This window comes from Isoptericola sp. NPDC057653 (assembly GCF_042799955.1).
GTDB lineage: Bacteria > Actinomycetota > Actinomycetes > Actinomycetales > Cellulomonadaceae > Isoptericola.
Window position 1 is genome coordinate 1,106,567 of record NZ_JBHVHP010000001.1, and the last position, 26,148, is coordinate 1,132,714.

At 73.4% G+C, this 26,148-nt stretch carries 23 protein-coding genes; 14 read left to right on the top strand and 9 right to left on the bottom strand.

Translation table 11 applies throughout. The features are described from left to right. Nucleotides 1-70: 70 nt before the first annotated feature. Nucleotides 71-442: a hypothetical protein gene (locus tag ACFU9A_RS05025; RefSeq protein ID WP_430574163.1), complete on the bottom strand. Its 372-nt coding sequence runs from the start codon at nt 440-442 to the stop codon at nt 71-73. A gap of 99 nt (nt 443-541) precedes the next feature. Then, the gene (locus ACFU9A_RS05030; RefSeq protein ID WP_430574164.1) at nt 542-1,072 is read right to left on the bottom strand and encodes a hypothetical protein; all 531 of its coding nucleotides are present in this window, start codon (nt 1,070-1,072) and stop codon (nt 542-544) included. Between the two features lie 265 nt (nt 1,073-1,337). Here ACFU9A_RS05030 and ACFU9A_RS05035 point away from each other — a divergent pair, with 265 nt between their 5' ends. Beyond that, a complete protein-coding gene (locus tag ACFU9A_RS05035; protein ID WP_430574165.1) occupies nt 1,338-1,883 on the top strand; it encodes a hypothetical protein in 546 nt (181 codons plus the stop codon). A 19-nt stretch (nt 1,884-1,902) separates the two neighbouring features. Here the strand turns inward: ACFU9A_RS05035 and ACFU9A_RS05040 are convergent, their stop codons facing one another. Beyond that, nucleotides 1,903-2,925, bottom strand: a complete 1,023-nt coding sequence (locus ACFU9A_RS05040; RefSeq protein ID WP_430574166.1) for a LacI family DNA-binding transcriptional regulator — start codon at nt 2,923-2,925, stop codon at nt 1,903-1,905. Between the two features lie 157 nt (nt 2,926-3,082). On the opposite strand from ACFU9A_RS05040, the gene ACFU9A_RS05045 reads away from it, so the two are divergent. The 4 genes from ACFU9A_RS05045 (at nt 3,083) to ACFU9A_RS05060 (ending at nt 8,330) form a co-directional block, all read left to right on the top strand. Next, a complete protein-coding gene (locus tag ACFU9A_RS05045) occupies nt 3,083-5,005 on the top strand; it encodes a glycoside hydrolase family 127 protein (RefSeq protein WP_430574167.1) in 1,923 nt (640 codons plus the stop codon). Between the two features lie 109 nt (nt 5,006-5,114). Then, nucleotides 5,115-6,437 (top strand): ABC transporter substrate-binding protein, encoded by a 1,323-nt coding sequence (locus ACFU9A_RS05050; protein ID WP_430574168.1) that lies wholly within the window; start codon nt 5,115-5,117, stop codon nt 6,435-6,437. Next, nucleotides 6,434-7,378, top strand: a complete 945-nt coding sequence (locus ACFU9A_RS05055; RefSeq protein WP_430574169.1) for a carbohydrate ABC transporter permease — start codon at nt 6,434-6,436, stop codon at nt 7,376-7,378. Before ACFU9A_RS05050 ends, ACFU9A_RS05055 begins: the two co-directional genes overlap by 4 nt. Nucleotide 7,379: 1 nt before the next feature. Continuing rightward, the gene (locus tag ACFU9A_RS05060; RefSeq protein WP_430574170.1) at nt 7,380-8,330 is read left to right on the top strand and encodes a carbohydrate ABC transporter permease; all 951 of its coding nucleotides are present in this window, start codon (nt 7,380-7,382) and stop codon (nt 8,328-8,330) included. Nucleotides 8,331-8,361: 31 nt separating this feature from the next. Here ACFU9A_RS05060 and ACFU9A_RS05065 read toward each other — a convergent pair whose 3' ends face one another. After that, complete coding sequence (locus ACFU9A_RS05065; RefSeq protein ID WP_430574171.1) at nt 8,362-8,880, bottom strand: putative immunity protein; 519 nt, start codon at nt 8,878-8,880, stop codon at nt 8,362-8,364. 37 nt (nt 8,881-8,917) lie between these two features. Then, nucleotides 8,918-9,310 (bottom strand): DUF2568 domain-containing protein, encoded by a 393-nt coding sequence (locus ACFU9A_RS05070; protein WP_430574172.1) that lies wholly within the window; start codon nt 9,308-9,310, stop codon nt 8,918-8,920. Between the two features lie 189 nt (nt 9,311-9,499). Between ACFU9A_RS05070 and purL the strand changes: the two genes are divergently transcribed. Then, nucleotides 9,500-11,851 carry a phosphoribosylformylglycinamidine synthase subunit PurL gene (gene purL, locus ACFU9A_RS05075; RefSeq protein ID WP_430574173.1) on the top strand — a complete coding sequence of 784 codons (2,352 nt, stop codon included), beginning with the start codon at nt 9,500-9,502 and terminating at the stop codon, nt 11,849-11,851. A 307-nt stretch (nt 11,852-12,158) separates the two neighbouring features. Beyond that, nucleotides 12,159-13,496 (top strand): NADP-specific glutamate dehydrogenase, encoded by a 1,338-nt coding sequence (gene gdhA, locus ACFU9A_RS05080; RefSeq protein WP_430574174.1) that lies wholly within the window; start codon nt 12,159-12,161, stop codon nt 13,494-13,496. 92 nt (nt 13,497-13,588) lie between these two features. On the opposite strand, the gene ACFU9A_RS05085 is transcribed toward gdhA, so the two are convergent. After that, nucleotides 13,589-14,074 (bottom strand): Dps family protein, encoded by a 486-nt coding sequence (locus ACFU9A_RS05085; protein WP_430574175.1) that lies wholly within the window; start codon nt 14,072-14,074, stop codon nt 13,589-13,591. A 134-nt stretch (nt 14,075-14,208) separates the two neighbouring features. Beyond that, a complete protein-coding gene (locus tag ACFU9A_RS05090; RefSeq protein WP_430574176.1) occupies nt 14,209-15,156 on the bottom strand; it encodes an alpha/beta hydrolase family esterase in 948 nt (315 codons plus the stop codon). A gap of 67 nt (nt 15,157-15,223) precedes the next feature. On the opposite strand from ACFU9A_RS05090, the gene ACFU9A_RS05095 reads away from it, so the two are divergent. Continuing rightward, nucleotides 15,224-15,622, top strand: a complete 399-nt coding sequence (locus ACFU9A_RS05095) for a hypothetical protein (protein WP_430574177.1) — start codon at nt 15,224-15,226, stop codon at nt 15,620-15,622. 97 nt (nt 15,623-15,719) lie between these two features. Here the strand turns inward: ACFU9A_RS05095 and ACFU9A_RS05100 are convergent, their stop codons facing one another. Beyond that, on the bottom strand, nt 15,720-17,951 hold the full coding sequence (locus ACFU9A_RS05100) for an NADP-dependent isocitrate dehydrogenase (protein WP_430574178.1): 2,232 nt from the start codon (nt 17,949-17,951) through the stop codon (nt 15,720-15,722). A 146-nt stretch (nt 17,952-18,097) separates the two neighbouring features. Between ACFU9A_RS05100 and ACFU9A_RS05105 the strand changes: the two genes are divergently transcribed. Then, nucleotides 18,098-19,597, top strand: a complete 1,500-nt coding sequence (locus ACFU9A_RS05105) for an RNB domain-containing ribonuclease (protein ID WP_430574179.1) — start codon at nt 18,098-18,100, stop codon at nt 19,595-19,597. 26 nt (nt 19,598-19,623) lie between these two features. Here ACFU9A_RS05105 and ACFU9A_RS05110 read toward each other — a convergent pair whose 3' ends face one another. Beyond that, nucleotides 19,624-20,061 (bottom strand): YybH family protein, encoded by a 438-nt coding sequence (locus ACFU9A_RS05110; RefSeq protein WP_430574180.1) that lies wholly within the window; start codon nt 20,059-20,061, stop codon nt 19,624-19,626. Between the two features lie 235 nt (nt 20,062-20,296). Between ACFU9A_RS05110 and ACFU9A_RS05115 the strand changes: the two genes are divergently transcribed. From ACFU9A_RS05115 to ACFU9A_RS05135, 5 genes are all read left to right on the top strand, one after another. Continuing rightward, nucleotides 20,297-22,048, top strand: a complete 1,752-nt coding sequence (locus ACFU9A_RS05115; protein ID WP_430574181.1) for an ABC transporter substrate-binding protein — start codon at nt 20,297-20,299, stop codon at nt 22,046-22,048. A gap of 153 nt (nt 22,049-22,201) precedes the next feature. Continuing rightward, nucleotides 22,202-23,194 carry an ABC transporter permease gene (locus ACFU9A_RS05120; RefSeq protein ID WP_430574182.1) on the top strand — a complete coding sequence of 331 codons (993 nt, stop codon included), beginning with the start codon at nt 22,202-22,204 and terminating at the stop codon, nt 23,192-23,194. Continuing rightward, on the top strand, nt 23,187-24,236 hold the full coding sequence (locus ACFU9A_RS05125) for an ABC transporter permease (protein ID WP_430574183.1): 1,050 nt from the start codon (nt 23,187-23,189) through the stop codon (nt 24,234-24,236). The genes ACFU9A_RS05120 and ACFU9A_RS05125 overlap by 8 nt, the downstream gene beginning before the upstream one ends. Beyond that, nucleotides 24,233-25,156, top strand: coding sequence for an ABC transporter ATP-binding protein (locus tag ACFU9A_RS05130; protein WP_430574184.1), 924 nt, complete (start codon nt 24,233-24,235; stop codon nt 25,154-25,156). The genes ACFU9A_RS05125 and ACFU9A_RS05130 overlap by 4 nt, the downstream gene beginning before the upstream one ends. Further along, entirely contained in the window at nt 25,153-25,980 is an 828-nt protein-coding gene (locus ACFU9A_RS05135) for an ABC transporter ATP-binding protein (protein WP_430574185.1), read from the top strand. The genes ACFU9A_RS05130 and ACFU9A_RS05135 overlap by 4 nt, the downstream gene beginning before the upstream one ends. Nucleotides 25,981-26,148: the final 168 nt, after the last annotated feature.

A 26,148-nucleotide genomic window follows, 5' to 3' on the forward strand; every position in this document is an offset into this window, starting at 1 on the left:
GAACGCCGCTGGGGCCCGGCGAGACGATGTCTCGCCGGGCCCCAGCGGCGTCGTCGTGCGCGCGGGTGCGTCAGGCGGCGGCGGGCGTCGGCTCCCCGGCGGCTCGCACCGGCTGCGGGTACTGCCCGACGGCGGCGGGGGCGTCCTCGGCGGGCGCCGCCGCGGGAGCGTCGGCCGGGGCGGCGACGGCGACCTCGGCAGGAACCTCGACGAGCACGGGCGCCTCGGCGGCCTGCTCGTCACGCAGCGGCAGCCCGAGGGTCACGGTGGCCGGGCGCGAGACGCGCGGCGGCGGGACGGCCAGGGCCACCAGCGCGGCGCCCCCGAGCCCGAGCAGCAGGGCGGCCCACGCCACCCACGTCCAGCCCAGCGCCGCCGACGCGCCCAGCAGGGCTCCGTCCGCGACTCCTACGACGAGCCCGACGACGAGCACCCGTCTCATGCCTACCTCCCACGGTCCGCCTCATCCGTGCCTCTCCCAGGAGACGACAGGTACGGCGCTCGTGCATCCGCTGGGCGGACCGGGCAGGTCACAGGTGCGTCACGGTCGCCGTCCAGGCATGCGCTGCCAGTCGAGCGCGGGCGCCGGCACGGGGACCGGGTGCGGCGCGTCGGCGTGCCCGAGCAGGAGTGGGGACGGCGTGGCGTCGAGCGACGAGCGCAGCTGGTGGTGCATCTCGCCGGTCAGTCGCAGCGCGAGCTCGAACCGGACGGGCGCCACGAAGTCGACGTGCAGCCGGCCGCCGAGCGCGGGGTGCGGCGAGAAGGCGAGCACCTCGTCCGCGCGCGGGACCGTGCCCGCGTCGAGGGCGTCCCGGCAGAGGTCCTCGAGGAGGAGGTCGGCGCGCCCGTCGGGTGACTCGAGCTCGGTGTACATCTCGACCGCGCTGGACCACCGGAGCTCGAGCGACCCCTCGATCGTGTCGAGGAACCACCACCCCTCCAGGGACTCGAGGAAGACGTCGCCGAAGACGGTCGTGAATCGGGGCGTCTTGCCGTGGACCCCCAGCCACGACCAGGACGCCAGCCCGTACGCGAAGGCGCCCGGGGTGAAGGTTCGAAGCAGTTCCACGAGCGAATCAAACCACCTTGTGGTAAAAGACAAAACCCTTGGCGGTCCGGACGGTCGTCGTGGCCTGGCTCACGGAGAAGCGTCACCTGGTCGTGACCTGGGTCAAAGATGCGGGCAGAATGGTCAAGCAGAGGTCATCTCCGCAGGTCCCGGATCGGCCGTCGGGGGGTACAGGAACTCGCCCTCGGCCCTGGGCGTTGTCCCGGGTGCGGTCCGACGACCTCGGGACGCTCAGGACTTTCAGCCCCTCACCCGGAGGTGACCCATGGAGACGCCGGCCGACAGCCGACGGATCGACGCCCGCAGCGTCGCGATCACGGGCCTCACGACCCTGGCCTGGTACGCCGTGCCGGACGTCGTCGGTCCCCGATGGGCGCGTGCCCTGACGAAGGCCGGGGTGCTGGCGGGCGGGGTCGCCCTCGGCATGGCCGTGACCCAGGAGGGCCGGTCCGCGCTCGACGGGGTCCGGGAGGTGCGCGACGAGCTGCGTGACCTCGAGGGGCCCGGCGCGGCGCCGGTCGTCGACGGCGCCGTCGAGGACGCCGAGCGGGACGACAACGTGCTGGTCGGCGACGGAGGCCTCGACGGGGCCGACCCGCTGCCGGACCCGGCCGTCGTGGGTGTCGCCGTGGGTGCCGCCGTCGTGGTGGCGGCGGTCGTCGCGGTGGCGGCGGAGAAGTGGGCCTACCGCCGCGGCGAGCGCTGGCGCGAGCGGGGGCTGGCGCTCCCGCACACGCGGGTGGGGCTGCTCCTCGGGGCCGCGGCAGCGGCGGCGACCGCCCTCGACCCCGCGGCGGCCGTGCGGCCCTGACCGGCAGGGTCGGCGGAGGTCACGCGTCGCCGGTCGTCGAGGCCCGGACGACGAGCCGCGGTGGCGAGAGCTCCGTGCCGTGCGCGGGGCGGCCGTCGATGGCCGCGAGCAGCAGCTCGGCGGCCCGCTGGCCGAGCCGGTCGAGCTGCGGGTCCACGGTGGTGAGCGGCGGCCGGCTGGCGAGGGCCATGACGTCCCAGTCGTCGTAGCCGGTGACGGCGACGTCCTCGGGCACGCGCACGCCGCGGTCGCGGAGCCGGTCGCAGCCGCCGCGGGCGAGCTGGTCGGAGGCGAAGACGAGCGCGTCGACCGGGAGCGGGTCCCCGGGGCGGTGGTCGCCGAGCACGAGGTCGACGGCGAGCCGGCCCCACCGCTCGGACCACTCGCCGAACAGCGGCTCGCCGACGAGCTGGGCGCCGTGCTCCGCGAGCGCTGCGGAGAGGGCCGCGTGCCGCAGCGTCGACGCGGCCTGGTCGCCGCGCCCCCCGACGTACGCGACCCGGCGCCGGCCGAGGGAGACGAGGTGCGCGGCGAGCGCGGCCATCCCGGCGGTGTCGTCCGGGACGACGGAGGCGTCCTGCGGGTCCTGCGACGGCGAGTAGGCGTAGACCACGGGCATCGGCACCTGGATGGGCGGCCGGGAGTCGGTGGTGCGGCCGGTGACGATGATCCCGTCGACGCGGCGCGCGACGAGGCTGCGCACGTGGTGCTGCTCGCGCACGGGGTCGTGCCGGGCGGTGGCGAGGAGGGCGGAGATCCGCCCGCCGACGAGGGCGTTCTCCGCGCCGAGCACCACGGGCAGCGAGAAGCGCCCGGCGGAGTCCGTGCTCAGCAGGCCGACGGTGAAGCTCCGCCGCGCCGAGAGGGACCGGGCCTGCGCGTCCGGCACGAACCCCAGCCGCTCGGCGGCCTCGCGGACGCGGGCGCGCGTCGCGGGCCGCAGCGAGCCGGTGTCGTTGAGGGCTTTCGAGACGGTGCTGGGGGACACCCCCGCCAGTGCGGCCACGTCGGTGATCCGCACGACGCCCGGAGCCTCCGCCATAGGACCTCCTCGAAGTTTCCTGATGTTCCGCCCCGCGGCGGGCGGACGGGTCGATGGTACGCGATATCGCCTGTGAAGATGGTGGTTGACGGCTTCGGTGTCTCTCCCTACGGTAAGGAAAACGGATTCCTAGTTTCCTTCCTCGAGGGAGAGGCGCATGACGACGACGACGTTCAGGACCGACCGCGGGCCGGCCGAGCCCACCGCGGCGGCGATCGCGGCCCTGCGTCCGCTGCCGCCCGGCAGCGCGACCGTCGACGGCGGGCTCTGGGGGCACCGCCTGCGGGTCAACCGCGCGGCGTCCGTGCCCGAGGGCCTGGGGCACCTGCGCGAGTACGGGAACCTGCGCAACCTGGAGGTCGCGGCGGGGCTCGCCGAGGGCGAGGCGACCGGGCCGGTCTTCGCGGACTCCGACGTGCACAAGTGGCTCGAGGCGGCCGCGTGGGAGTACGGGCGCGAGCCCGACGAGGCGCTGCTCGCCGACATCCTGGAGGTGACCCGCGCCGTCGCGGGCGCCCAGGCTCCGGACGGCTACCTCGACTCCGTGCCGCAGCTGCGCGACGTGCCGCGCTACTCGGACCTGCCGTGGAGCCACGAGCACTACTGCGCCGGCCACCTGTTCCAGGCCGCGGTGGCGCAGGTGCGCGCGACCGGGCGGCGCGAGCTCCTCGACGTCGCGGTCCGCCTCGCCGACCACCTCGTCGAGACGTTCGGGGACGGGCCGGGGCGGCTGCGCGAGGTCGACGGCCACCCGGTCGTGGAGTCGGCCCTCGTGGAGCTCTACCGGGAGACGGGCACCGCCGCCTACCTCGAGCTGGCGCGCTGGTTCGTCGAGGCCCGGGGCACCGGTATCATCGCGGGCCACGGCAAGCAGCCCACCTACTTCTCCGACCGCGTGCGCGTCCGCGAGGCGACCACGGTCGAGGGACACGCCGTGCGCGCCGTCTACCTCGGCGCCGGCGCCACCGACGTCGCCGTGGAGACGGGGGACCGCGAGCTCCTCGCGGCGCTCGAGCGGCAGTACGCGGCGATGGTCGACGGGAAGCAGTACCTCACCGGCGGGCTCGGCTCCCGCTGGGACGGCGAGTCGTTCGGCGACCCGCACGAGCTGCCGAACGACCGGGCCTACGCGGAGACGTGCGCCGCCATCGGCGGCGTGCAGTGGGCGTGGCGCCTGCTGCTCGCGACGGGCGACGTGCGCTACGCGGACCAGATCGAGCGGATGCTGCTCAACGGCTTCCTCGCGGGCCTGTCGCTGGGCGGCACCGAGTACTTCTACGTCAACCCGCTCCAGGTGCGCACGGGCGCCCACGCGGAGGAGGAGCGGAACCCCGCGGCGGGCCGCCGCCCGTGGTTCGGCTGCGCCTGCTGCCCGCCCAACATCATGCGGACGCTGTCCAGCCTCGAGGGCTACCTCGCCACGGTGGCCGACGACGCGCTCCAGGTCCACCAGTACGCGCCCGGCACGATCGCGGCCGCGCTGCCCGGCGGCACGCTGCGCGTGCGCGTCGAGACGCGGTACCCGCACCAGGGGCGCGTGACCCTGCACGTCGAGGAGGCGCCCGCGGGCGCGGGCCTCGCGCTGCGCGTGCCCGGCTGGGCCGAGGGCGCCACGCTCGACGGGGCCCCGGTCGGGGCGGGTGCCTACGCGAGGGTGGGCCGCCCTCTCGCGGCGGGCGACGCCGTCGTGCTCGAGCTGCCCGTGACGCCCCGCCTCACCGCGGCCGACCCGCGGGTCGACGACGTGCGCGGCTGCGTCGCCGTCGAGCGCGGCCCGCTCGTGTACGCCCTGGAGCAGGACGACCAGGACCCGGGTGCCGTCGTGGACGACGTGCGGATCGACGTCGCCGGCCCGCTCGGCGAGGAGGAGCGGCCCGACCTGCTGGGCGGGGTGGTCGTCGTGACCGCCACGGGCACGGTGCAGGGCCGGCCCGCGACCGCCGCGGGGGACGGCCCCTACCGGGCGGCGTCGGCGCCGGCCCCGGCCGCCGCCGGCACGGTGACGCTGCGGGCGATCCCGTACCACCTGTGGGCCAACCGCGGCCCGCAGGCCATGCGGGTCTGGGTCCCCGTGGCCTGACCGGCAGCACCTCGCGCGGGGCGCCCGGCCACCGGGCGCCCCGCCCCCCGCGGGCACCGCCGCCCGCGGGACGCAGACGCGGCGCCCGCGGGCGCGGAGGAGGAGAGCGATGGAGCTCACCAGACGGCAGCTGCTCGCGCTGCTCGGCGCGGGCGGCGCCACGGCCGCCGGTGTGGGACTGGCCGGGTGCGCGGGCCAGGTCGCCGCCGTCGACGTCGGGGCCCCCGGGTTCGGGGACGGGGCCCGCGGCACGGTCGAGATGTGGTGCCGCTCGGACACGATCAACGGGGTGCAGGCCGTGGTGGACGCGTTCCACGCGGCGCAGGACCGCGTCCGGGTCCGGCTCACCCCGATCCAGGGCGGGCAGTACGTGACCAAGCTCGCCACCGCCATCCGCGGCGGGCGGGTGCCCGACGTCATCGACATCGACGACATCTACTCGACGATGTTCGCGTTCCGCGACGTGCTCACCGACCTCACACCGCTCGTCGAGGACCTCGGCCTCGGCGACGCGCTGAGCCCGGGCCACCTGGCGCTGGCCACCAAGGACGGCCGGCACTACGGCGTGCCGTTCCTGGGGGACTTCTCGGTGCTGTTCTGCAACACCGAGCTGTTCGACCGGGCGGGCGTGGACGTCGCCGAGCACACGGCGTCGTTCGACGGCATCCTCGAGGCGGCCCGCGCGATCGCCGCGCTCGACGACGACACGTACGCCTGGTCGTACCCGGGCAACGCCTCCGGTGCGCTCGGGTTCACCGTGCAGCCGCACGTGTGGGCCACGGGCACGGACCTCATCGCGGGGGACGTCGGGGACCAGCGCGGGAACGTCGCCGGGAACGACGCGCTGCGCCGCACCCTCGACCTCGAGCGCACGCTCTGGGACGAGAAGCTGGTGCCGCCCGGCTGCTTCGCCGACGACGCGTCGCGCTGGTCCGCCGACTACGTGGCCGGCCGGCTCGGGATGTTCCCCGCCGGGTACGGGGTCGTCGCACCCAACGCCTCGCCCGAGCTGCTCGAGCGGAGCCAGGTCGTGCTGCTGCCCGGGCCGGACGGCGGCCGCGCGTTCTTCGACGGCGGCGACAACCTGTGCATGCCCGCGGGCGGGAAGAACCCGGAGGGGGCCGCCGAGCTCGTCCGGTTCGCCGTCGCGCTGGAGCAGCAGGCGCGGATGCCCGACGGGTTCTACTCGCCGATCCGCTCCGACGTCGTGACGCCCGGGTTCGAGGCCGACCACCCGCTCGTCACGCCGACGCTGAAGGCGCTCGACTCCGGGTACGCCCCCACCACGCTCGCCTACAACCTCATCTACAACCAGCAGGACGGACCCTGGCTGCGCATGTTCCGCCGGGCCGTCTTCGACGGGGAGGTCGACGCCGCCATGGACGAGGCCCAGACCACGTACGACCGCATCCTGCGGCAGGCCCAGGCATGAGCACCCCGGCCGTCGCCCCGCCCACCGCCGCGGGCCGACCCGGAGCGGCCCGCCGGCCCGCCCGGCGGCACGGCACCCTCACGCACCCCGCCCGCACCGGCCTGCTGCTCGTCGCACCTGCCGTCGCGTTCGTCGTCGTGTTCGTGCTGGTGCCGCTGGTCTCCGCTGTCGGGATCTCCTTCACGAACCTGCCGCTCATCGGGCCGTGGCGCTTCGTCGGCCTGGAGAACTACGCGTCCGTGCTCACCGACCCCACCTTCTGGCGCGCCGTCGGGTACACGCTGCTGTACACCGCGATCGTCACGCTGCCGATCCTCGTGCTCGGCTACACGCTCGCGGTCGTCGTGCGGTCCAACCGCCGCGGCGCCACCGTGCTGCGGACGATCTTCTTCGTCCCGTACGTCGTCGGCCTCACCACGCTGAGCTTCCTCATGCTGCTCGAGGCGCAGCCCAACAGCGGCATGGTGAACGTGGTGCTCAAGGCCCTCGGGATCACCGACGGCACGACGGCGTGGCTCGTCGACGGGCCGCTCGCCACCGGGCTGCTGTGCGTCATGGTGATCTGGGCGGTGTCGGGCCTGACCATGGTGCTGCTCATGTCCGGGATGCAGGGCATCCCTCGCGAGGTCTACGAGTCGGCCGAGCTGGACGGCGCGTCCTGGTGGGTCCGGGAGCGCTCGATCACCGTCCCCATGCTGCGGCGCACCATCGCCATGACCGTCGTGCTGTCGGTCATCGGGTCGCTGCTCGCGTTCACGCAGTTCTACATCCTGACCCAGGGCGGCCCCGGCTCCGACACCACCACCGTGGTGATGGCGATCTACCGGCGGGCCTTCGTGCAGCTGCAGCTGGGGGCGGCGACCGCGATGTCGCTCGTCCTGGTCGTCATCACCGGACTGGTCACCGCGGCGCAGTTCTGGCTGCTGCGGGAGAGGAGCTGACATGGCTGGCACGGCAAGCCTCACGGGCACGGCCCCCACGGCCGACCTCCCCGGCCCCGCCGGGGGCGCCGCCACCGGGCGCGGGCCGTCCTCCGGTGCCACCCGGCCGTCGGGCCCCGAGCGCGACACCCGCGTGCGCCGCACGCTCTACGCGGTCGGCGGGATCCTCGCGGCGCTCGTCTTCGTGGTGCCGCTGGTGCTCGCCCTCGTCCGGGCCGGGCAGCCGGGCGACGTCGTCGTCGAGGCACCCGACGGGCGGTTCCTCGACCTGTCGTGGGTCAACTTCCGGCTCATCCTCGACCAGCCGGAGATCTGGCGCGGCATCGTGAACTCGGTGGTCGTGTCGGTCTCGACGGCGGTGCTCACCGCCGTCCTGGCGACGCTCGCCGGCTACGGGTTCGCCAAGTTCGGCTTCCGCGGCCGGGGGCTGCTGTTCGGCCTGGTGCTCGTCACGCTGATGGTGCCGTTCCAGGCCATCCTCACCCCGCTGTACCTGCAGATGAACGCGATGCGGCTCACGGACAGCCTGTTCGGCCTCGTGCTCTTCTACACGACCGTGAACCTGCCGTTCTGCGTGTTCGTCATGCGCAACGCGTTCGAGTCCGTGCCCGGCGAGATCGAGGACTCGGCCCACGTCGACGGCGCGGGCACCGTGCGCATGATCGTGTCGGTGCTGCGCCCGCTCGTCGTGCCGGGCGCGGCGACCGCCGCGCTGTACGCGTTCCTCGCGTCGTGGACCGAGTTCCTCGGCGCGCTGACGTTCCTCACCGACTCGTCCCTCTACACGCTGCCGGTGTCGCTGGTGAACCTGCAGCAGGGCGCGTACGGCCAGGTGGACTTCGGGCTCCTGGCCGCCGGGTCGGTGGTCGCGATGATCCCGTGCGTCGTGCTGTACGTGGCGTTGCAGCGGTACTACGTGGCAGGGCTCGCGTCGGGGGCCGTCAAGGGCTGACGGGCCGGCCGGGCAGGTCGGGGCGCCGTCGTCAGTCGTCGAAGACGTCCCAGCAGATCGCGCTGCGCGCCCGCTGGTCGTCCAGGACGAGGGCGAGCAGCTCCGCCGGCACCTGCTCCCGCTGCCAGTCGCGCTCGGCGAGGCGCGCGGCCTCCGCCTCGTCGGCGGGGGCCGCGGCGCTCGCGGCGCGGATCGCGTAGGCGGCGGCACCCAGGTCGTGCGCGGCGACGTGCGCGACGGCGACCGCCTGCCCCGCCGCGAGGGCGGCGAACCGCGCCGGGTCGGGACGCCCCTTGCCGGCCGCGTTCGCGACGAAGGCGGTGCGGTGCGCCTCGCGCATCGGCACCTCGCCGCGGATCCAGCCGCGCGCGACGTCGAGCGCGTCGCGCGGGCGCGGGTCGTCGGGAGCCTCCCGCTCGAACAGCGGCAGCACGTGGTCGGCGCAGGCCACGGCCCACGCGGCCAGCATCCGGTGGTGGTCGTCGGTGAGGGACCCGCCCCGCCGCACCGTGATCAGCCGGGGGTCGCGGTCGGTCGGCAGGATCGGCATTGAGCCCATCCTGCCCGGCGCGGGAGGAGGAGGGCGGTCAGGCCTCGCGCGTCAGCGCGAACGCCACGACGCCGACGACGGCGACCCCCGCGCCCCAGGCGGGCAGGCCCGCGGCCGCGGCGAGTGCGCCGGCCGCCACGAAGAGCGTGGCCTGCACGACGAGCCGCCAGGGCTGGCGAAGCCGGTGGCGCGTGGTGCGCGCCAGCCACCGGCCCCACACCGCCACGGCCGCGGCGGGGAGCGCGACGAGCAGGACGACGGAGGCCACGACGGACCCCGCGCCGCCCCCGACGGCGGCACCGAGGCGCCAGCCGGACACGGCCAGGAGCGCGAGCAGGGCGAGCTCGCAGCAGAAGGCGAGGAGGTCGGCCGGGCCCACGTGCTCCGGGGGCTCGGGCCGCCGCTGGTCGTGCCGCGTCGGGGCGCTCATGCGGGCACCCTAGCGGTGCCGTCGGGAGGGCCCGCGGGCGCCGGTAGACTGGCGGTGCGCCGTGTGGCGCCCCCCGCCCGGACCGATGCCGGATACCGGCACCGCGAGGCGGTGCGGCGATCACCCGGTCCGAGCACCCGGAGCATTCCGGCCACCCGTGCTTGTACTCGTGCGACCCGAGGGAAGTTGATGACCGCCGCTGCCGACAGCGCTGAAGCCGTGTCCGCCCCCCGCCCGCAGCTCGACACCGTCGAGCTCGCCGCGTCCACGCCCGACGAGGCGCAGCCGTTCGCGGAGCTCGGGCTCAAGCCGGACGAGTACCAGCGCATCCGCGACCTGCTCGGGCGCCGCCCCACCGCGGCCGAGCTCGCCATGTACTCCGTGATGTGGTCCGAGCACTGCTCGTACAAGTCGTCCAAGGTGCACCTGAAGAAGTTCGGTGAGCGCGTCACCGAGGAGATGAAGGAGCACCTGCTCGTCGGCATCGGCGAGAACGCCGGCGTCGTCGACGTCGGCGACGGCTGGGCGGTGACCTTCAAGGTCGAGTCGCACAACCACCCGTCGTTCGTCGAGCCGTACCAGGGCGCCGCGACCGGCGTGGGCGGCATCGTCCGCGACATCATCTCGATGGGCGCGCGCCCGGTGGCGGTCATGGACCAGCTGCGCTTCGGTGCCGTCGACCACCCCGACACGGCCCGCGTCGTGCACGGCGTCGTCAGCGGCGTCGGCGGCTACGGCAACAGCCTCGGCCTGCCCAACATCGGCGGCGAGCTCGTCTTCGACGGCTCCTACCAGGGCAACCCGCTCGTCAACGCGCTGTGTCTCGGCGTGCTGCGCCACGAGGACATCCACCTCGCCAACGCCACGGGCGTGGGCAACAAGGTGGTCCTGTTCGGCGCCCGCACGGGCGGCGACGGCATCGGCGGGGCCTCCATCCTCGCCTCGGAGACCTTCGAGGACGGCGTGCCGGCCAAGCGGCCGAGCGTGCAGGTGGGCGACCCCTTCATGGAGAAGGTGCTCATCGAGTGCTGCCTGGAGCTCTACGCCGCGAAGGTCGTGGAGGGCATCCAGGACCTCGGCGCCGCGGGCATCTCCTGCGCCACGAGCGAGCTGGCCTCCAACGGCGACGGCGGCATGCACGTCTGGCTCGACGACGTGCTGCTGCGCGACCCCACGCTCAACGCCGGCGAGATCCTCATGTCGGAGTCGCAGGAGCGCATGATGGCGGTGGTCACGCCGGAGAAGCTCGAGCAGTTCCTCGCGATCACCGGCAAGTGGGACGTCGAGACTGCCGTGATCGGCGAGGTCAACGACTCCGGCCGCCTCACCATCGACCACCACGGCCAGCGGATCGTGGACGTCGACCCGCGGACGGTCGCGCACGAGGGCCCGGTCTACGAGCGCCCCTACGACCGCCCGGCGTGGCAGGACGGCCTGCAGGCCGACACCACGGTGGCGGCCGGCCTGGCGCGTCCGACGTCGGCCGACGAGCTGCGCGCCACGGCGCTGCGCCTGCTCGCGTCGCCCAACCTCGCCTCCAAGGCGTGGGTCACCGACCAGTACGACCGCTTCGTGCAGGGCAACACGGCGCTCGCCCAGCCCGACGACGGCGGCGTGGTCCGGGTCGACGAGGCCACGGGCCGCGGCGTCGCCCTCGCGACCGACGCGAACGGCCGCTACGGCAAGCTCGACCCCCGCACGGGCGCGCAGCTCGCCCTCGCGGAGGCGTACCGCAACGTCGCGACGGCCGGCGCCACGCCGCTCGCCGTGACGGACTGCCTCAACTTCGGCTCGCCGGAGCACCCGGACTCGATGTGGCAGCTCGTCGAGGCGATCGAGGGCCTCGCGGACGCCTGCCAGGAGCTGGGCGTGCCGGTCACCGGCGGCAACGTGTCGCTCTACAACGGCACGGGCGAGCCGGGCCAGATCGACTCGTCGATCCACCCGACGCCGGTCGTCGGCGTCCTCGGCGTGATCGACGACGTGCGCACCGCCGTCCCGTCCGGCTGGCGCGAAGAGGGCCTGTCGATCCTGCTGCTGGGCCGCACGGCCGACGAGCTCGACGGCTCCGCGTGGGCCGACGTCGAGCACGGGCACCTGGGCGGCCTGCCGCCGCGCGTGGACCTCGCCGCGGAGAAGGCGCTGGCGTCCGCGCTGGTCGCCGCCCGCGAGCAGGGCCTCGTCGCCGCCGCGCACGACCTGTCCGAGGGCGGCCTCGCCCAGGGCCTGGTCGAGGCGTCGCTGCGCTACGGCGTCGGCGCGGACGTCGCGCTCGACGGCGTCACCGGCCGCGACGGCGTCTCGCCGTTCGCCGCGCTGTTCAGCGAGTCCACCGCGCGTGCCCTGGTGGCCGTGGACACGGAGCACGAGCCCGAGCTGGTCGCGGTGGCCGAGGCCGCCGGCGTCCCCGTGCTGCGGCTCGGCCGCACCGCCGGCGACGCGCTGGTCGTCGCCGGCGGCTTCGACGGCGAGACCTTCACGGTGCCGCTGGACGAGGCCCGCGAGGCGCACGAGGGCACGCTGCCGCGCATCTTCGGCTGAGCACGGAGCGCCGTGGGCGCGCGTGGGGTGCGGTCCCGACCGGGGTCGCACCCCCGCGCGCCCACGGTCGTTGAGAGGTCCGCCACGGTGGGGCTTTCGCCGTCGGCGGCCCTCGGCGGCGTGATCTCTCGTGTCACCGGCCCGGTCGACGGGAGAGATCTCCTGCGGGGACGCCGGAGAGCGGGCCAACGCGTCTCGCCGCGTGAGATGGCGTCTCGCCGGTCGGCTACCCTGCGAGGGACGTGCGTGTGCCGTGCCGCCCCTCCCGGGCCCGCGGGCGCGTCCCCACCGACCGGGAGGAGCCCCGATGGAAGACCGTCTGCAGCCTGTGTTCGCCGAGGTGCTGCGCCGCAATCCCGGCGAGGTGGAGTTCCACCAGGCCGTGCGTGAGGTCTTCGAGTCGCTGGGCCCGGTGCTGCGCAAGAACCCGCAGTACGTGGAGGCCGCGGTCCTCGAGCGCATCTGCGAGCCCGAGCGGCAGATCATCTTCCGCGTGCCGTGGGTCGACGACACCGGCCGCGTGCGGATCAACCGCGGCTTCCGCGTCGAGTACAACTCGGCCCTCGGCCCGTACAAGGGCGGCCTGCGCTTCCACCCCTCGGTGTACCTGGGGATCGTGAAGTTCCTCGGCTTCGAGCAGATCTTCAAGAACGCGCTGACCGGGCTGCCCATCGGCGGCGGCAAGGGTGGCTCCGACTTCGACCCGCGCGGCCGCTCCGACGGCGAGGTCATGCGGTTCTGCCAGTCGTTCATGACCGAGCTGTACCGCCACATCGGCGAGTACACGGACGTGCCGGCGGGCGACATCGGCGTGGGCGCCCGCGAGGTCGGCTACCTGTTCGGCCAGTACAAGCGGATCACCAACCGCTACGAGTCCGGGGTGCTCACCGGCAAGGGCCTCACCTGGGGCGGCTCGCTCGTGCGGCGCGAGGCCACCGGCTACGGCGCGGTCCTCTTCGCGCAGAGCATGCTCGGCACGCAGGGCGAGAGCCTCGACGGCCGGCGCGTCTCGGTCTCCGGCTCCGGCAACGTGGCGATCTACGCGGCCGAGAAGGCGACGCAGCTCGGCGGCCGCGTCGTGACGTTCTCCGACTCCTCCGGCTACGTCGTCGACGAGGCGGGCATCGACCTCGACCTCCTCAAGGAGATCAAGGAGGTGGAGCGCGGCCGCGTCGCGGACTACGTGGAGCGTCGCCAGGGCGCGCGCCTCGTGACCGACGGCAGCATCTGGGACGTCCCCACCGACGTCGCGCTGCCGTGCGCCACGCAGAACGAGCTCACCGAGGCGGACGCCAAGCAGCTCGTCGCCAACGGCGTGCGCGCCGTCGCGGAGGGCGCCAACATGCCCACGACGCCCGAGGCGGTGGGGCTCCTGCGCGACGCCGGCGTGCTGTTCGGCCCGGGCAAGGCGGCCAACGCCGGCGGCGTGGCCACCTCGGCGCTGGAGATGCAGCAGAACGCGTCCCGCGACTCGTGGAGCTTCGAGCACACCGAGTCGCGGCTCGCGGAGATCATGACCAACATCCACGACAGCTGCCTCGCCACGGCGGACGAGTACGACGCCCCCGGCGACTACGTCGTGGGCGCCAACATCGCGGGCTTCACCAAGGTGGCCGACGCGATGATCGCCTTCGGCGTGATCTGACCGGCGCGAGCCCTACGTACGACGACGGCGCGTCCCCGGGCGGGGACGCGCCGTCGTCGTGAGCGGGGCCGGGCGGTCGCCCGCGGGCCGGCTCAGACCTCGTGGTTCTCCGACGAGATCATCCACGCCTGCTTCTCGAGGTCGGTGATGATCTCGTGCAGCAGGTCGGCCGTCGTCGGGTCCTCGGCGTCGACGTCGTCGTGCACCTCGCGCGCGACCTCGACGGTCTGCGCCACGCGCTCGACGATCGCGTCGACGGTGTCCTCGACGGACACGAGGCCGGCGGGGTACGGGGACAGGTCCGTCGTGGTGGCGACGGTCTCCGTGCGCCCGTCCGGCACGGCCTGGAGGGCGCGGAGCCGCTCGGCGACGGTGTCGCTGTGCTCGCGGGCGACGTCGACCAGCTCGTCCAGCTGGAGGTGCAGGTCGCGGAACCCGCGGCCCGTGACGTTCCAGTGGGCCTGCTTGCCCTGGACGTGCAGGTCGACCAGCGCGACGAGCACGCGCTGCAGGTGGGCGCGGAGCTTGTCGGACGCCTCGGCCCGGGGGGTGCTGCGCTTCATCGTGGGAGTGGTCATGGATGAACCTCGCTTCCGTTGACGATCGCTCTCTTGAACTATTCCAGGTTAGAGAGCCTTCCCGTGCCGCGCCAGCAAGGCCAGGCGAACCTTGGTCGTCCGCGGACGGGTGGGCGGACGGGTGGGCAGACGGCTCAGCGCTCGCGCGTCACGAGGTCGAGCACCGTCGTCGCGAACGCCCCGGTGAGCGTGGGGGCGTGGCCGGCGCCCGCGATCGACCACAGCTCGACCGACGTGCCGCCCGAGCATCGGGCCCACGTCGTCACCGTGGTCTCGGGGCCGGGGATCGCGCCGTCGAGGTCGCGCCCGGCGGCGGCGGAGGTGGGCGTCGGGTCGCACTCGTCGAGGCGGGCCCAGGCGGCGGCGGACTCCGCTGCCGCCGGGTACGCGTGCCCGTCGCGGACCCCGCCGCCCGCGCGGATGACGGTGTCGGCGGTGCCGTGCGCCTGGACGACGCTCACCGCGCGCGAGGGACGGCAGGCGCGGTCGTCGGCCGGCATCGCGCCCGCGAGCGACACCGCGACCGCCACGAGGTCGGCGTGGTCGCACGCCGTGCGGTACGCCATGAACCCACCGTTCGAGTACCCGACGACGGCGACCCGGCCGGGGTCCACGGCGTAGGAGGCCTCGAGCGTGCGGATCACCAGCGCGAGGTAGGCGGAGTCGTCCACGCCGCCGCGGTCCGCACCGCAGCAGGCGTCGCTCGCGTTCCAGAAGCGGCGCCCGTCGGGACCCTCGGTGCCCTCGGGGAGGGCGTAGAGCACGCCGCGCGCGAGAGCCTCGTCGCGGAGCCCGAGGGCGGCGTCCACGCGCGCGGTGCCGGAGCCGAAGCCGTGCAGGACGACGACGAGCGGGGCCGGGCGCGCGGGGTCGTACCCGGGCGGCACGTGGACCTGGACGGGGCGCCCCCCGACGTCGACGCTGCCGGTCGCGCCCGCCGGCAGCGCCTCGGCGGCCGCGAGCACCACCGGCTGCGACGACGCCCGCTCCGCCGCCGGCGGCGGCACCCGGGAGCCGCAGGCCGCCAGGAGCAGCGCGACCACCGCGACGACCGTCGCCAGGAGGGGCCGATGCGCTGGCATGTCGCCGATTGTCGCGTGCGCGCCGCGCCCGGCATAGGCTGAAAAAGGGTGCGGAGGTGGTGCTCCGATGACGTGGCAGCTGGCGCTGGTGACGGCGGCGGTCGTGGCGTTCGCGACGGTCGCCGCCCGGTCGTGGCTGCGCTCGCGCGCGCATCGCGAGGCCGTCGCGCGGCGGTCGCGCCGGCGCCGCCCGGCCGTCGCCGACCCGCTGCTCACCCTCACCGTCCAGGTGCGCCTGGGGGAGCTGGCCCGCGAGCTGCGCGCCATCGACGACGACCCGCAGGTCTACGCCCGCGCCCACCACGCCCGCGCGGCCCAGGAGGCCTACGACGCGCTGCTGCGCGAGGCGTGCCGCCTGGCCGGGCTGGGCGTCGTCGACCTGCCGCGGCGTGCCGGCGAGCGCGCCGAGTCCGCCGAGCGGCTGCGCGAGGAGCTGGAGCTCAGCTCCCGCGGCTGGTCCTGGTGAGGTGCCGAGGAGGCGCGAAGGGGCGGCCCGCACGGATGCGGACCGCCCCTGCTGACCACCTCGCGGGGGCCAGGGCCCCGGCGTCAGGTGCTCGGGGTCAGAGGGCCTCGAGCGCCGTGTTGAACGTGGCGGACGGGCGCATCACCGCGGCGGCCTTGACCGCGTCGGGGCGGTAGTAGCCGCCGATGTCGGCGGGCGAGCCCTGCACGCCGACGAGCTCCTCGACGATCGTCTGCTCCTGCTCGGCGAGCGACGCGGCCAGCGGGCCGAACGCGGCGGCCAGCTCGGCGTCGTCCGACTGCGCGGCGAGCTCCTGGGCCCAGTACAGCGCCAGGTAGAAGTGCGAGCCGCGGTTGTCGATCCCGCCGACGCGGCGCGTCGGGGACTTGTCCTGGTCGAGGAACGTGCCCGTGGCGCGGTCGAGGGTGTCCGCGAGCACCTGGGCGCGCGCGTTGCCGGTGGCCGTGGCCAGGTGCTCGAACGACGCGGCCAGCGCGAAGAACTCGCCGAGCGAGTCCCAGCGCAGGTAGTTCTCCGCGAGCAGCTGCTGCACGTGCTTCGGGGCGGAGCCGCCGGCGCCGGTCTCGAAGAGCCCGCCGCCGTTCATCAGCGGCACGACCGAGAGCATCTTGGCCGAGGTGCCCAGCTCGAGGATGGGGAACAGGTCCGTGTTGTAGTCGCGCAGCACGTTGCCCGTCACCGAGATGGTGTCGAGGCCCTGGCGGATCCGCGCGAGCGAGAACGCCGTCGCCTCGGCCGGCGCCATCACGTGGATGTCGAGGCCGTCGGTGTCGTGGTCGCCCAGGTACTCCTCGACCTTGGCGATGAGCTGCGCGTCGTGGGCGCGCTGCGCGTCGAGCCAGAACACGGCGGGGGAGCCGGTGGCGCGGGCGCGGTTCACGGCGAGCTTGACCCAGTCGCGGATGGCGACGTCCTTGGTGGTGCACGCGCGCCACACGTCGCCGGCCTGCACGTCGTGGCTCAGCAGCACGTCGCCGGCCGCGTCCACGACCTCGACGGTGCCGTCGGCCGGGATCTCGAACGTCTTGTCGTGCGAGCCGTACTCCTCGGCCTTCTTGGCCATGAGGCCCACGTTGGGCACGGAGCCCATCGTGGCCGGGTCGAGGGCGCCGTTGACGCGGCAGTCGTCGATGACGGTCTGGTAGACGCCGGCGTACGAGGAGTCGGGGATGACGGCGAGGGTGTCGTGCTCCTTGCCGTCCGGGCCCCACATGTGGCCGCCGCCGCGGATCATCGCGGGCATGGAGGCGTCGATGATGACGTCGGACGGCACGTGCAGGTTGGTGATGCCGCGGTCGGAGTCGACCATGGCGAGCGCCGGCCCGTCGGCGAGGCCCTGCTCGACGGCGGCCTTGATGGCCGCGCCGTCGGGCAGCGTGTCGACGGCGGCCAGCAGGCCGCCGAGGCCGTCGTTGGGGGAGATGCCCGCGGCCTTGAGCTGGTCGCCGTACTTCTCGAAGAGGGCCGGGAAGAAGGCCTGCACGACGTGGCCGAAGATGATCGGGTCCGAGACCTTCATCATCGTGGCCTTGAGGTGCGCGGAGAACAGCACGCCCTCGGCCTTGGCGCGCGCGACCTGCTCGGCGAGGAAGGTGTTCAGCGCCGCGACGGACATGAACGTCGCGTCGACGACCTCGCCCGCCTCGACCTTGAGGCCGTCCTTGAGGACGGAGGTGCCGGCCGGCGTGACCAGACGGATGGTCAGGGTGTCGTCGGCGGGGATCACGACCGACTTCTCGTGGGAGAAGAAGTCGCCGGAGCTCATCGTCGCGACGCTCGTCCTGGAGTCGGGCGACCAGGCGCCCATGCGGTGCGGGTGCGCCTTGGCGTAGTTCTTCACCGAGGCGGGGGCGCGGCGGTCCGAGTTGCCCTCGCGCAGCACCGGGTTGACGGCCGAGCCCTTGACCTTGTCGTACCGGGCGCGCACGTCCTTGTCCGCGTCGGTCTGCGGGTCCTCGGGGTAGTCGGGGATGTCGTAGCCCTGGCCCTGCAGCTCCGCGATCGCGGCCTTGAGCTGCGGCTGGGAGGCCGAGATGTTCGGCAGCTTGATGATGTTGGCCTCGGGGGTGGTGGCCAGCGCGCCCAGCTCGGCGAGGGCGTCGCCGATGCGCTGGTCGTCGCTCAGGCGCTCCGGGAACTGGGCCAGGATGCGACCGGCGAGGGAGATGTCGCGCGTCTCGAGCGTGACCCCGGCCTGGGCGGCGTACGCCTCGACGATCGGGAGGAACGAGTACGTCGCGAGCAGCGGCGCCTCGTCGGTGTGGGTGTAGATGATCGTGGCGGCCTCGGGCCGGGACTCGGTGGTCATGCGGCGATGCTCCCTAGGCAGGGCAGTGATGGACGAGAGATTGTTTGACATCAAGATATCTGGCCGCGGCGGAGCCTGTCGAAAACGGGACGCACGCCACGCACCCTCCGCGCGCGGCCAGGACGGCCCGCCGTTACCGTCGAGCCGTGCCGACGCGTCAGCTCCATCTCGCCCATGCCGGCCCGGCCGAGGTCGCGGACGCCCTCGCCGCCCTCCGCGCGGAGGTCGGGCTGCCCGCGATGTTCCCCGCGGCCGTCCGCGACGAGGCCGAGGAGTCAGCGAAGAGCGGCGGGTCGGCGGTCGACGGCGTCCAGGCGCGGCAGGACCGGCGCGACGTCGAGCTCGTGACCATCGACCCGCCCGGCTCGATGGACCTCGACCAGGCGGTGCACGTCGCGTCGTCGGGACGCGGCTACATCGTGCGGTACGCCATCGCCGACGTCGCCGCCTTCGTGGCTCCGGGGGGCGCGCTCGACGCCGAGGCCCACCGCCGCGGCACCACGGTCTACGGCCCGGACGTCCGCACGCCCCTGCACCCGACCGTCCTGTCCGAGGGGGCCGCGAGCCTGCTGCCCGACGAGGACCGCCCGGCCGTCCTGTGGACGATCGGGCTGGACGCGGACGGCGAGATCACCAGCGCCTCCGTGACGCGCGCGACGGTCCGCTCGCGCGCTCGCCTCACCTACGGCGAGGCCCAGGCGCACCTCGACGCCGGCACCGCGTCCGAGTCGCTCGCGCTGCTGGCCGACGTCGGGCGGCTGCGTCAGGCGCGCGAGCGCGACCGCGGCGGGGTGTCCCTCGAGGTGCCGGAGCAGGAGATCGTGCCGCAGGACGGCGGGACCTTCGCCCTGGAGCTGCGCCGCACGCTGCCCGTGGAGGGCTGGAACGCCCAGATCTCGCTGCTCACCGGGATCGCCGCCGCGGCGATGATGCGCGAGGCCGGCGTCGGCCTGTTCCGCACGCTGCCGCCCGCCGACGACCGCGACGTCGCGCGCCTGCGCCGCACCGCGGCCGCGCTGGGCATCGACTGGTCCGCCGACGTCTCCTACGCGCAGCTCGTGCCCACCCTGGAGTCGCGCCGCCCGGCCCACGCGGCCTTCCTCGCCGAGGCGACGTCGCTCTTCCGTGGCGCGGGCTACCTGGCGTTCGGGGTTCCCGGGCCGGACGGCGGTGCGCCGGTGGCGCTCCCGGCCGACGCGCGGCACGCGGCGATCGCCGCCGAGTACGCCCACGTCACCGCGCCGCTGCGGCGGCTCGCCGACCGCTACGCCACCGAGGTGTGCCTCGCGCACGGCGCGGGCCGCGAGGTCCCCGCCTGGGTGGCGGAGGTGCTGCCCGCCCTGCCCGAGACCATGGCGGCGGCGTCCCGCACCGCGGGCGCCTTCGAACGGGGCAGCGTCGACATCATCGAGGCCGCCCTGCTGGCAGGCCGCGAGGGTGAGGGGTTCGACGCCGTCGTCGTGGACGTCCGCGGGCCGGCCAAGGACGAGGCCGAGGGTGGGGTGCAGCGCGGCGAGGTGATGCTGACCGAGCCCGCCGTGCGAGCGCGCGTCGACGGCGCCGACCTGCCCCTCGGCGAGCGGGTCCGCGCGACGCTCGCCGCGGCGTCCGTCCCCGAGCGACGGGTGCTGTTCACCCTGCCCTGAGCGGTCGCGGGCGCCGCACCGCGCGGTCAGGGCTCGAGGTCGGTGATCCCGGCGCCCGTGCGGACGTCGAGCGGCACCGAGACCTGGTCGTGCGCGATTACCCAGCGGTCGCCGTCGCGGCGCAGGCCGAACGTCCCGCGCACCCACATGCCGGGCACGGCCGTGCCGTCGGCGAGGGTGCCGCTGAGGCGGCCGAACGCGTGCCCGAAGGCGACGCGGTCGTCGACGGTGAGCGTGAGGTCGCGCAGCTCGTAGTCGACGGTGGCGAAGGTGTCGAACACCCGCACCCAGTTCCGTAGCTTCGCCTCGATCCCGACGTGCTGCAGCGGCGGCTCGACGTCGAACGACACGACGTCGGCCGCGTAGACCTCGCGCAGCGCGTCGAGGTCCTTGGCGCGCAGCGCGACGGCGATCGAGCCGAGCCGTCGCCGGATCTCCTCGGTGTGCTCCTGTGTCGCGGTCATGGTGGTCGTCTCCTGTCCTCCGGGTCCACTCTCCCGACGAGACAGCGGTCCGAGACGTGAGGGCGAGCCGTCCCCGGTGCCGGCGGCACCCGAGGTGACGTTTTGATAACACTCCTGCCTTATAACGATTCAACCTCTAGCGGAGCACCGGCATCTATTCGTTAAGGTTCCTGCCCTACGGCCATTGCGGTACCACCGCGGCGCGAGGACGCGTCGCCGACCGGAAGGACCCACGATGAACCGACGTACGACGCGAGGCCGGTGGCTGATGGCGGCCGCTGCCCTCACGAGCGTGACTCTCCTGGCCGCCGGGTGCTCCGGTGGCGACGCCGACGCCAACAAGGACGGGGGCTCGACGAACGCGCCCGCCGCCGAGGGCAAGGCCACCGACCGCGAGCTCGTGATCTGGGCCGGCTCCCAGACCCCGATCACGGCCAACTTCAACCCCTACGCCGTGGGCGTCCTCCACCTGGCCAACGGCGGCATCTACGAGACGCTGTTCGCCTTCAACAAGCTCCAGGACGTGGACCCGACGCCGATGCTGGCCGAGTCCTACGAGTGGAACGAGGACGGCACCGAGCTGACGGTCACGCTCCGCCAGGGCGTGCAGTGGAACGACGGCGAGGCGTTCACCGCCGACGACGTCGTCTACTCCTTCACCAACGCCACGGCCAAGCCCGTCTACCTCGAGGACGCCGTCGCCAAGGACGACTCGACCGTCGTCTTCTCGTTCGCCGACCCCGCGTTCGCCAACGAGTTCGCCATCCTCGGCAGCACCTACATCGTGCCGGAGCACGTCTTCGCCGAGCACGAGAAGGACTCCGGCAAGGACGCCGAGGGCAACGCGCTCGAGGGCCTCGTCGCCTGGGCCAACGCCGAGAAGCCGGTCGGCACCGGCCCGTACACGGTGGACTCCACCTCGAACGCGGCCTACACCGCCAAGGCCAACCCGAACTACTGGGGCGGCGCGCCCAAGGTCGCGTCCCTGCGGTACGTCGGCATCGACGCCAACCAGTCGGCCGAGGACCTGCTCACCACCGGCCAGATCGACTGGTCGACGATGTTCGTGCCCGACCCCGAGCGCGTCACCGCCAGCGGCGCCTACGGCTACGTGAACACGCCGGTCGACCCGACCGTGCTGTACACCTGCGCCAACGTCGACCTCGGCTGCGAGGGCGACCAGACGGACGTCGCCGTCCGCCAGGCCCTCAACGTCGCGATCGACCGCAAGGCGATCAACGACAAGGCCTTCGTCGGCCTCGCCAAGGAGATCTCGCCGACGTTCGCCCTGCTCGGCCGCGACGACAAGTGGATCGCCGACGGCATGCCCAAGGAGTCGTCGCAGACCGCGGACGCCGCCGCCGCCGCGACGATCCTCGAGGACGCCGGCTACACCAAGGACGACAAGGGCTTCTACGGCAAGGACGGCAAGGCCATCGACCTGACGCTCACGTCGGTCGACGGCTGGACGGACTACAACAGCGCCGCCAAGCTGATCGAGGAGCAGGCCAAGGCCGCCGGCATCAAGGTCACCGCGTCCACGATCTCGTGGAACGAGTTCGCCGACGCCCGCGTGTCCGGCGAGTTCGAGCTCATCATGGGCGGCGTCGTCGGCACCTCGATCGCCGACCCGTTCCAGATCTACCGCGAGTGGTTCACCGGCGACTACACCCAGAAGGTCGGCAAGGCCCTCGAGCCCGGCGAGTGGAACTTCTCCCGGTACGACAACGACGACGTGGACGCGGCCGTCCAGGCCGCCTCCCAGACGAACGACGAGGCCGCCAAGAAGGCCGCCTACGCCACCGTCCAGGAGCACATCGTCGAGGACCTGCCGTACATCCCGCTCGTCGTGAACGCGTCGCAGACGTTCTTCAACACGACGGCCTACGCCGGCTGGCCCACGGACGACGACATGTACATGTTCCCGCCGTCGTGGCAGGGCCCGTCCTCGGGCGTCATCCTCGGCAAGCTCGGCGGCGTCGAGTAGCCGACCCACGAGACCGGGTGACCGGCGGGCCCCACGGCCCGCCGGTCACCCGGTCCGGCGCACCCGCGCCCGGTACGACCAGCACCACGACGACGTGACGCACCAACCGAGGAGGAGCCGCATGCCCGCGAACCCGAAGGGCGGCCCGACCCCATGAAGTTCTACCTGAGGCGGATCGCCTTCTACGCGATCACGCTGTGGGCCGCGATCTCGCTGAACTTCTTCATCCCGCGCCTGCTGCCGGGTGACCCGTTCGACATCCTCATGGCCAAGCTGCAGCGCGCCGGGGGCATCCCGGCGGGCACGGAGAACAGCATCCGGCTCCTCCTCGGCGCCGCCGAGAACCAGTCCCTGTGGGAGCAGTACCTCACGTACTGGAAGAACGTCCTCACGGGCAACCTCGGCGTCTCCATCACCAACTTCCCGACGCCCGTCACCGAGCTCATCGGGGACGCGATCCCGTGGACCCTCGGCCTGGTGGGCACCGCCACGATCATCTCGTTCGTGCTCGGCATCGGGCTCGGCGCGTTCGCCGGCTGGAAGCGCGGCACGTGGGTGGACAGCCTCGTCCCCAGCACCACGATGCTGCAGTCGCTGCCGTACTTCTGGGTGGCCCTGGTCCTCATCTTCGTGTTCGCCGTGAACCTGCAGTGGTTCCCGATCATCGGCGCGTACGACGTCTTCCACTTCAACGGCCCCGAGTGGAGCTGGGCCTTCGTCGGCTCCGTGCTCTACCACGCGTTCCTCCCGGCGGTGACGATCGTCGTCTCGTCGGTCGGCGGCTGGCTGCTCGGGATGCGCAACATGATGGTCTCGACGCTGTCGGAGGACTACGTCACCACCGCCGAGGCCAAGGGCCTGCGGCCCCGCCGGGTGTTCACCACCTACGCGATGCGGAACGCGGCCCTGCCGTCGCTCGCCGGGTTCGGCGTCTCCCTCGGTTTCGTCGTCGCCGGCTCGCTCGTCATGGAGCAGGTCTTCACCTACCCCGGCGTCGGCAAGCTCATGATCACGGCCGTGCGCAACAACGACTACGCGCTGATGCAGGGAGTCTTCCTCGTCATCACGCTCGCGGTCCTCGCGGCGCTGTTCCTCATGGACCTCATCTACGGCTTCCTGGACCCGAGGACGCGGCACAATGACTGACACCCCGACCCCCGACACCTCGTCGCCCGCCACCGCGCCGGTCAAGAAGTCCGCGCTCCGCCAGATGATGCCCTCGATGTCGGGCAAGCTCGTCGCCGGGCTCGTCCTCATCGGTGCGATCGTGCTCTTCGCGGTCCTCGGCCCGTTCGTCACGCAGGACCCGCACAGCTCCGCCAACGACCCGATGCTGCCGCCCCAGCCGGGCCACTGGCTCGGCACCACGAGCCTCGGCTACGACGTCCTCGCGCAGCTCGCCGAGGGCGCGCGCGGCTCGCTGACGGTCGGCGTGACCGCGGGGCTCATCGCCATCGTGCTGGCGCTCCTGTTCGGCGTCATCGCCGGGTACATGCGCGGCTGGACCGACGAGGTCCTCTCGCTGATCACCAACATCATGATCGTCATCCCCGGCCTGCCGCTGATGATCGTGATCGCCAGCTACCTCCAGGTGCGCAGCACGCTGCTGGTGGCCCTGATCCTCGGCGTGACCGGCTGGGCCGGCGGGGCCGTCGTGCTGCGCTCCCAGGCCCGGTCGCTGCGCGTGCGCGACTACGTCTCGGCGGCCCGCGTGGCCGGCGAGAAGACCCCGCGGATCCTCCTCGTCGAGGTGCTGCCCAACCTGCTGCCCCTGCTGGCGTCGCAGTTCCTCTTCGCCATCATCCTGTCGATCCTCGGCGAGGCCGGCCTGTCCTACCTGGGCCTCGGGCCCAACGGCCAGATCACCTGGGGCACCATGCTCAACGAGGCGCAGGGCGGCAGCGCGCTCTCGCGCGGCGCCTGGTGGTGGTTCGTCCCGCCGGGCCTGATGATCGCCCTCTTCGGCACCGGCCTGTCGCTGGTCAACTTCGCCATCGACGAGATCGTCAACCCGAAGCTGCGTCTCGCCCCGGCCGCCGCCAAGAGCGTCCGCGAGGCCCGCAGGTCCGGCCGCGACAAGCTCGGCCGCGCCTCGGCGGCGCCCGCCCCGGCCGCCGACCCCGTGGCCGACGAGGCCCCGACCGACCCGCAGGACTCGTCCGGCCAGAAGGAGAGGGTCGACGTATGACCACCGCCACCACCACGGGCCCGCTGAGCTCCGCGTCCCACGCCGAGCACGTGGCCGGCCTCGACCCCGTCCTCACGGCCCGGCACGTGTCCATCGAGTACGAGGTCGACCCGCCCGTCCACGCCGTCCGGGACGTCTCGCTGACGCTGCACCGCGGCGAGATCCTCGGCCTGGCCGGCGAGTCCGGCTGCGGCAAGACGACGCTCGCCTACGGCCTCAACCGGCTCCTCAAGCCGCCGGCGATCCTGCGCTCCGGCGAGGTGACGTTCCACGACGCGAACGGCACGGACATCGACGTCGTCGGCCTCGGCGGCGACTCGCTCCGGGCGTTCCGCTGGGACAAGGTCTCCATGGTGTTCCAGGGTGCGATGAACTCGCTCAACCCGGTGATCAGCATCCGCAAGCAGCTCGGCGACGTGCTCACCACCCACCGGCCGCAGATGGGGAAGAAGGAACGGGCCGAGCGTTCCGCCGAGCTCCTCGACCTCGTCGGCGTCGACCCGTCGCGGCTCGACAGCTTCGCCCACGAGCTCTCCGGCGGCATGCGCCAGCGCGTCATGATCGCCATGGCCATGGCCCTCAACCCGCAGGTCATGATCATGGACGAGCCGACGACGGCGCTCGACGTCGTCGTGCAGCGCGGCATCCTCCGCGAGATCATGCGGCTCCGCGAGCGGTTCAACTTCGCCGTCGTGTTCATCACCCACGACCTGCCGCTGCTGCTCGAGATCAGCGACCGCATCGCCGTCATGCGGGCGGGCGAGATCGTCGAGCTCGACACGTCCGAGTCCATCTACGCCCGGGCCCAGCACCCGTACACGCGCCAGCTGCTGAAGTCGTTCCCGAGCCTCACGGGTGACCGTGGTTCGTTCGTCCGCACCGGCGTCTCGCAGGACGCCGCCGAGGGGGAGGCGTCATGAGCAGCCTCGAGGTCCGCCATCTCGTCAAGGAGTTCAAGGTCCGCAACGGCGCCCGCAGCACCAGGCTGCGGGCGGTGAACGACGTGTCGTTCACCCTCGAGCCGGGCAAGACGATCGCGCTCGTGGGGGAGTCCGGCTCCGGCAAGTCGACCGTCGCCAAGATGATCTCCCAGCTCGAGACCCCGACCACCGGGGAGATCCTGCTCGACGGCACCCCCGTCCTGCGGCGCGGCAGGGGGCTGGCGTCCTACCGGCACCAGGTGCAGATGGTGTTCCAGGACCCGTTCGCGTCGCTCAACCCGTACCACACGGTGGCCCACCACCTGGAAAGGCCGCTGCGGCTGCACGGCGTCGCCTCCGGGGCCGGGCTCGAGCCCGCCGTCCACGAGCTGCTGGAGCGCGTCAACCTCACGCCGGCCGAGATCTACGCGGTGAAGCGGCCGCACGAGATGTCCGGCGGGCAGCGGCAGCGCGTCGCCATCGCCCGGGCCCTCGCGCCCGGCGCGCGGTTCCTCGTCGCCGACGAGCCGGTCTCCATGCTCGACGTGTCCATCCGGCTCGGGGTGCTCAACCTCCTCGCGCGGCTGCAGCGCGAGGAGGACCTCGGCGTCCTGTACATCACCCACGACCTCGCGACCGCCCGGCACTTCAGCGACGAGATCATCGTCATGTACCGGGGGGACATCGTGGAGCGGGGGCCGTCCGACGAGGTCATCCTCAACCCGCAGCACGACTACACGAAGACGCTGCTCGCCGCCGCTCCCGAGCCCTCTCGGCACGGGCGGCTCCGGGAAGAGGTGCGGGCGGAGCTCGCCGCTTCCTGAGTGCTGGTCCGCGTGGTGGTTTCTGCGCGGGTCGGCGAGTGCATCGCGGCGACTGCGTCGCACGGGTCGGTGGGTGGGGGGCTTCCGCGCGGGTCGGCGACTGCTTCGCGCGGACGCGTTCACGGGCGCCAGGGCGCCCTCCACTTCGGGAGGGATACGTCCGCGCGA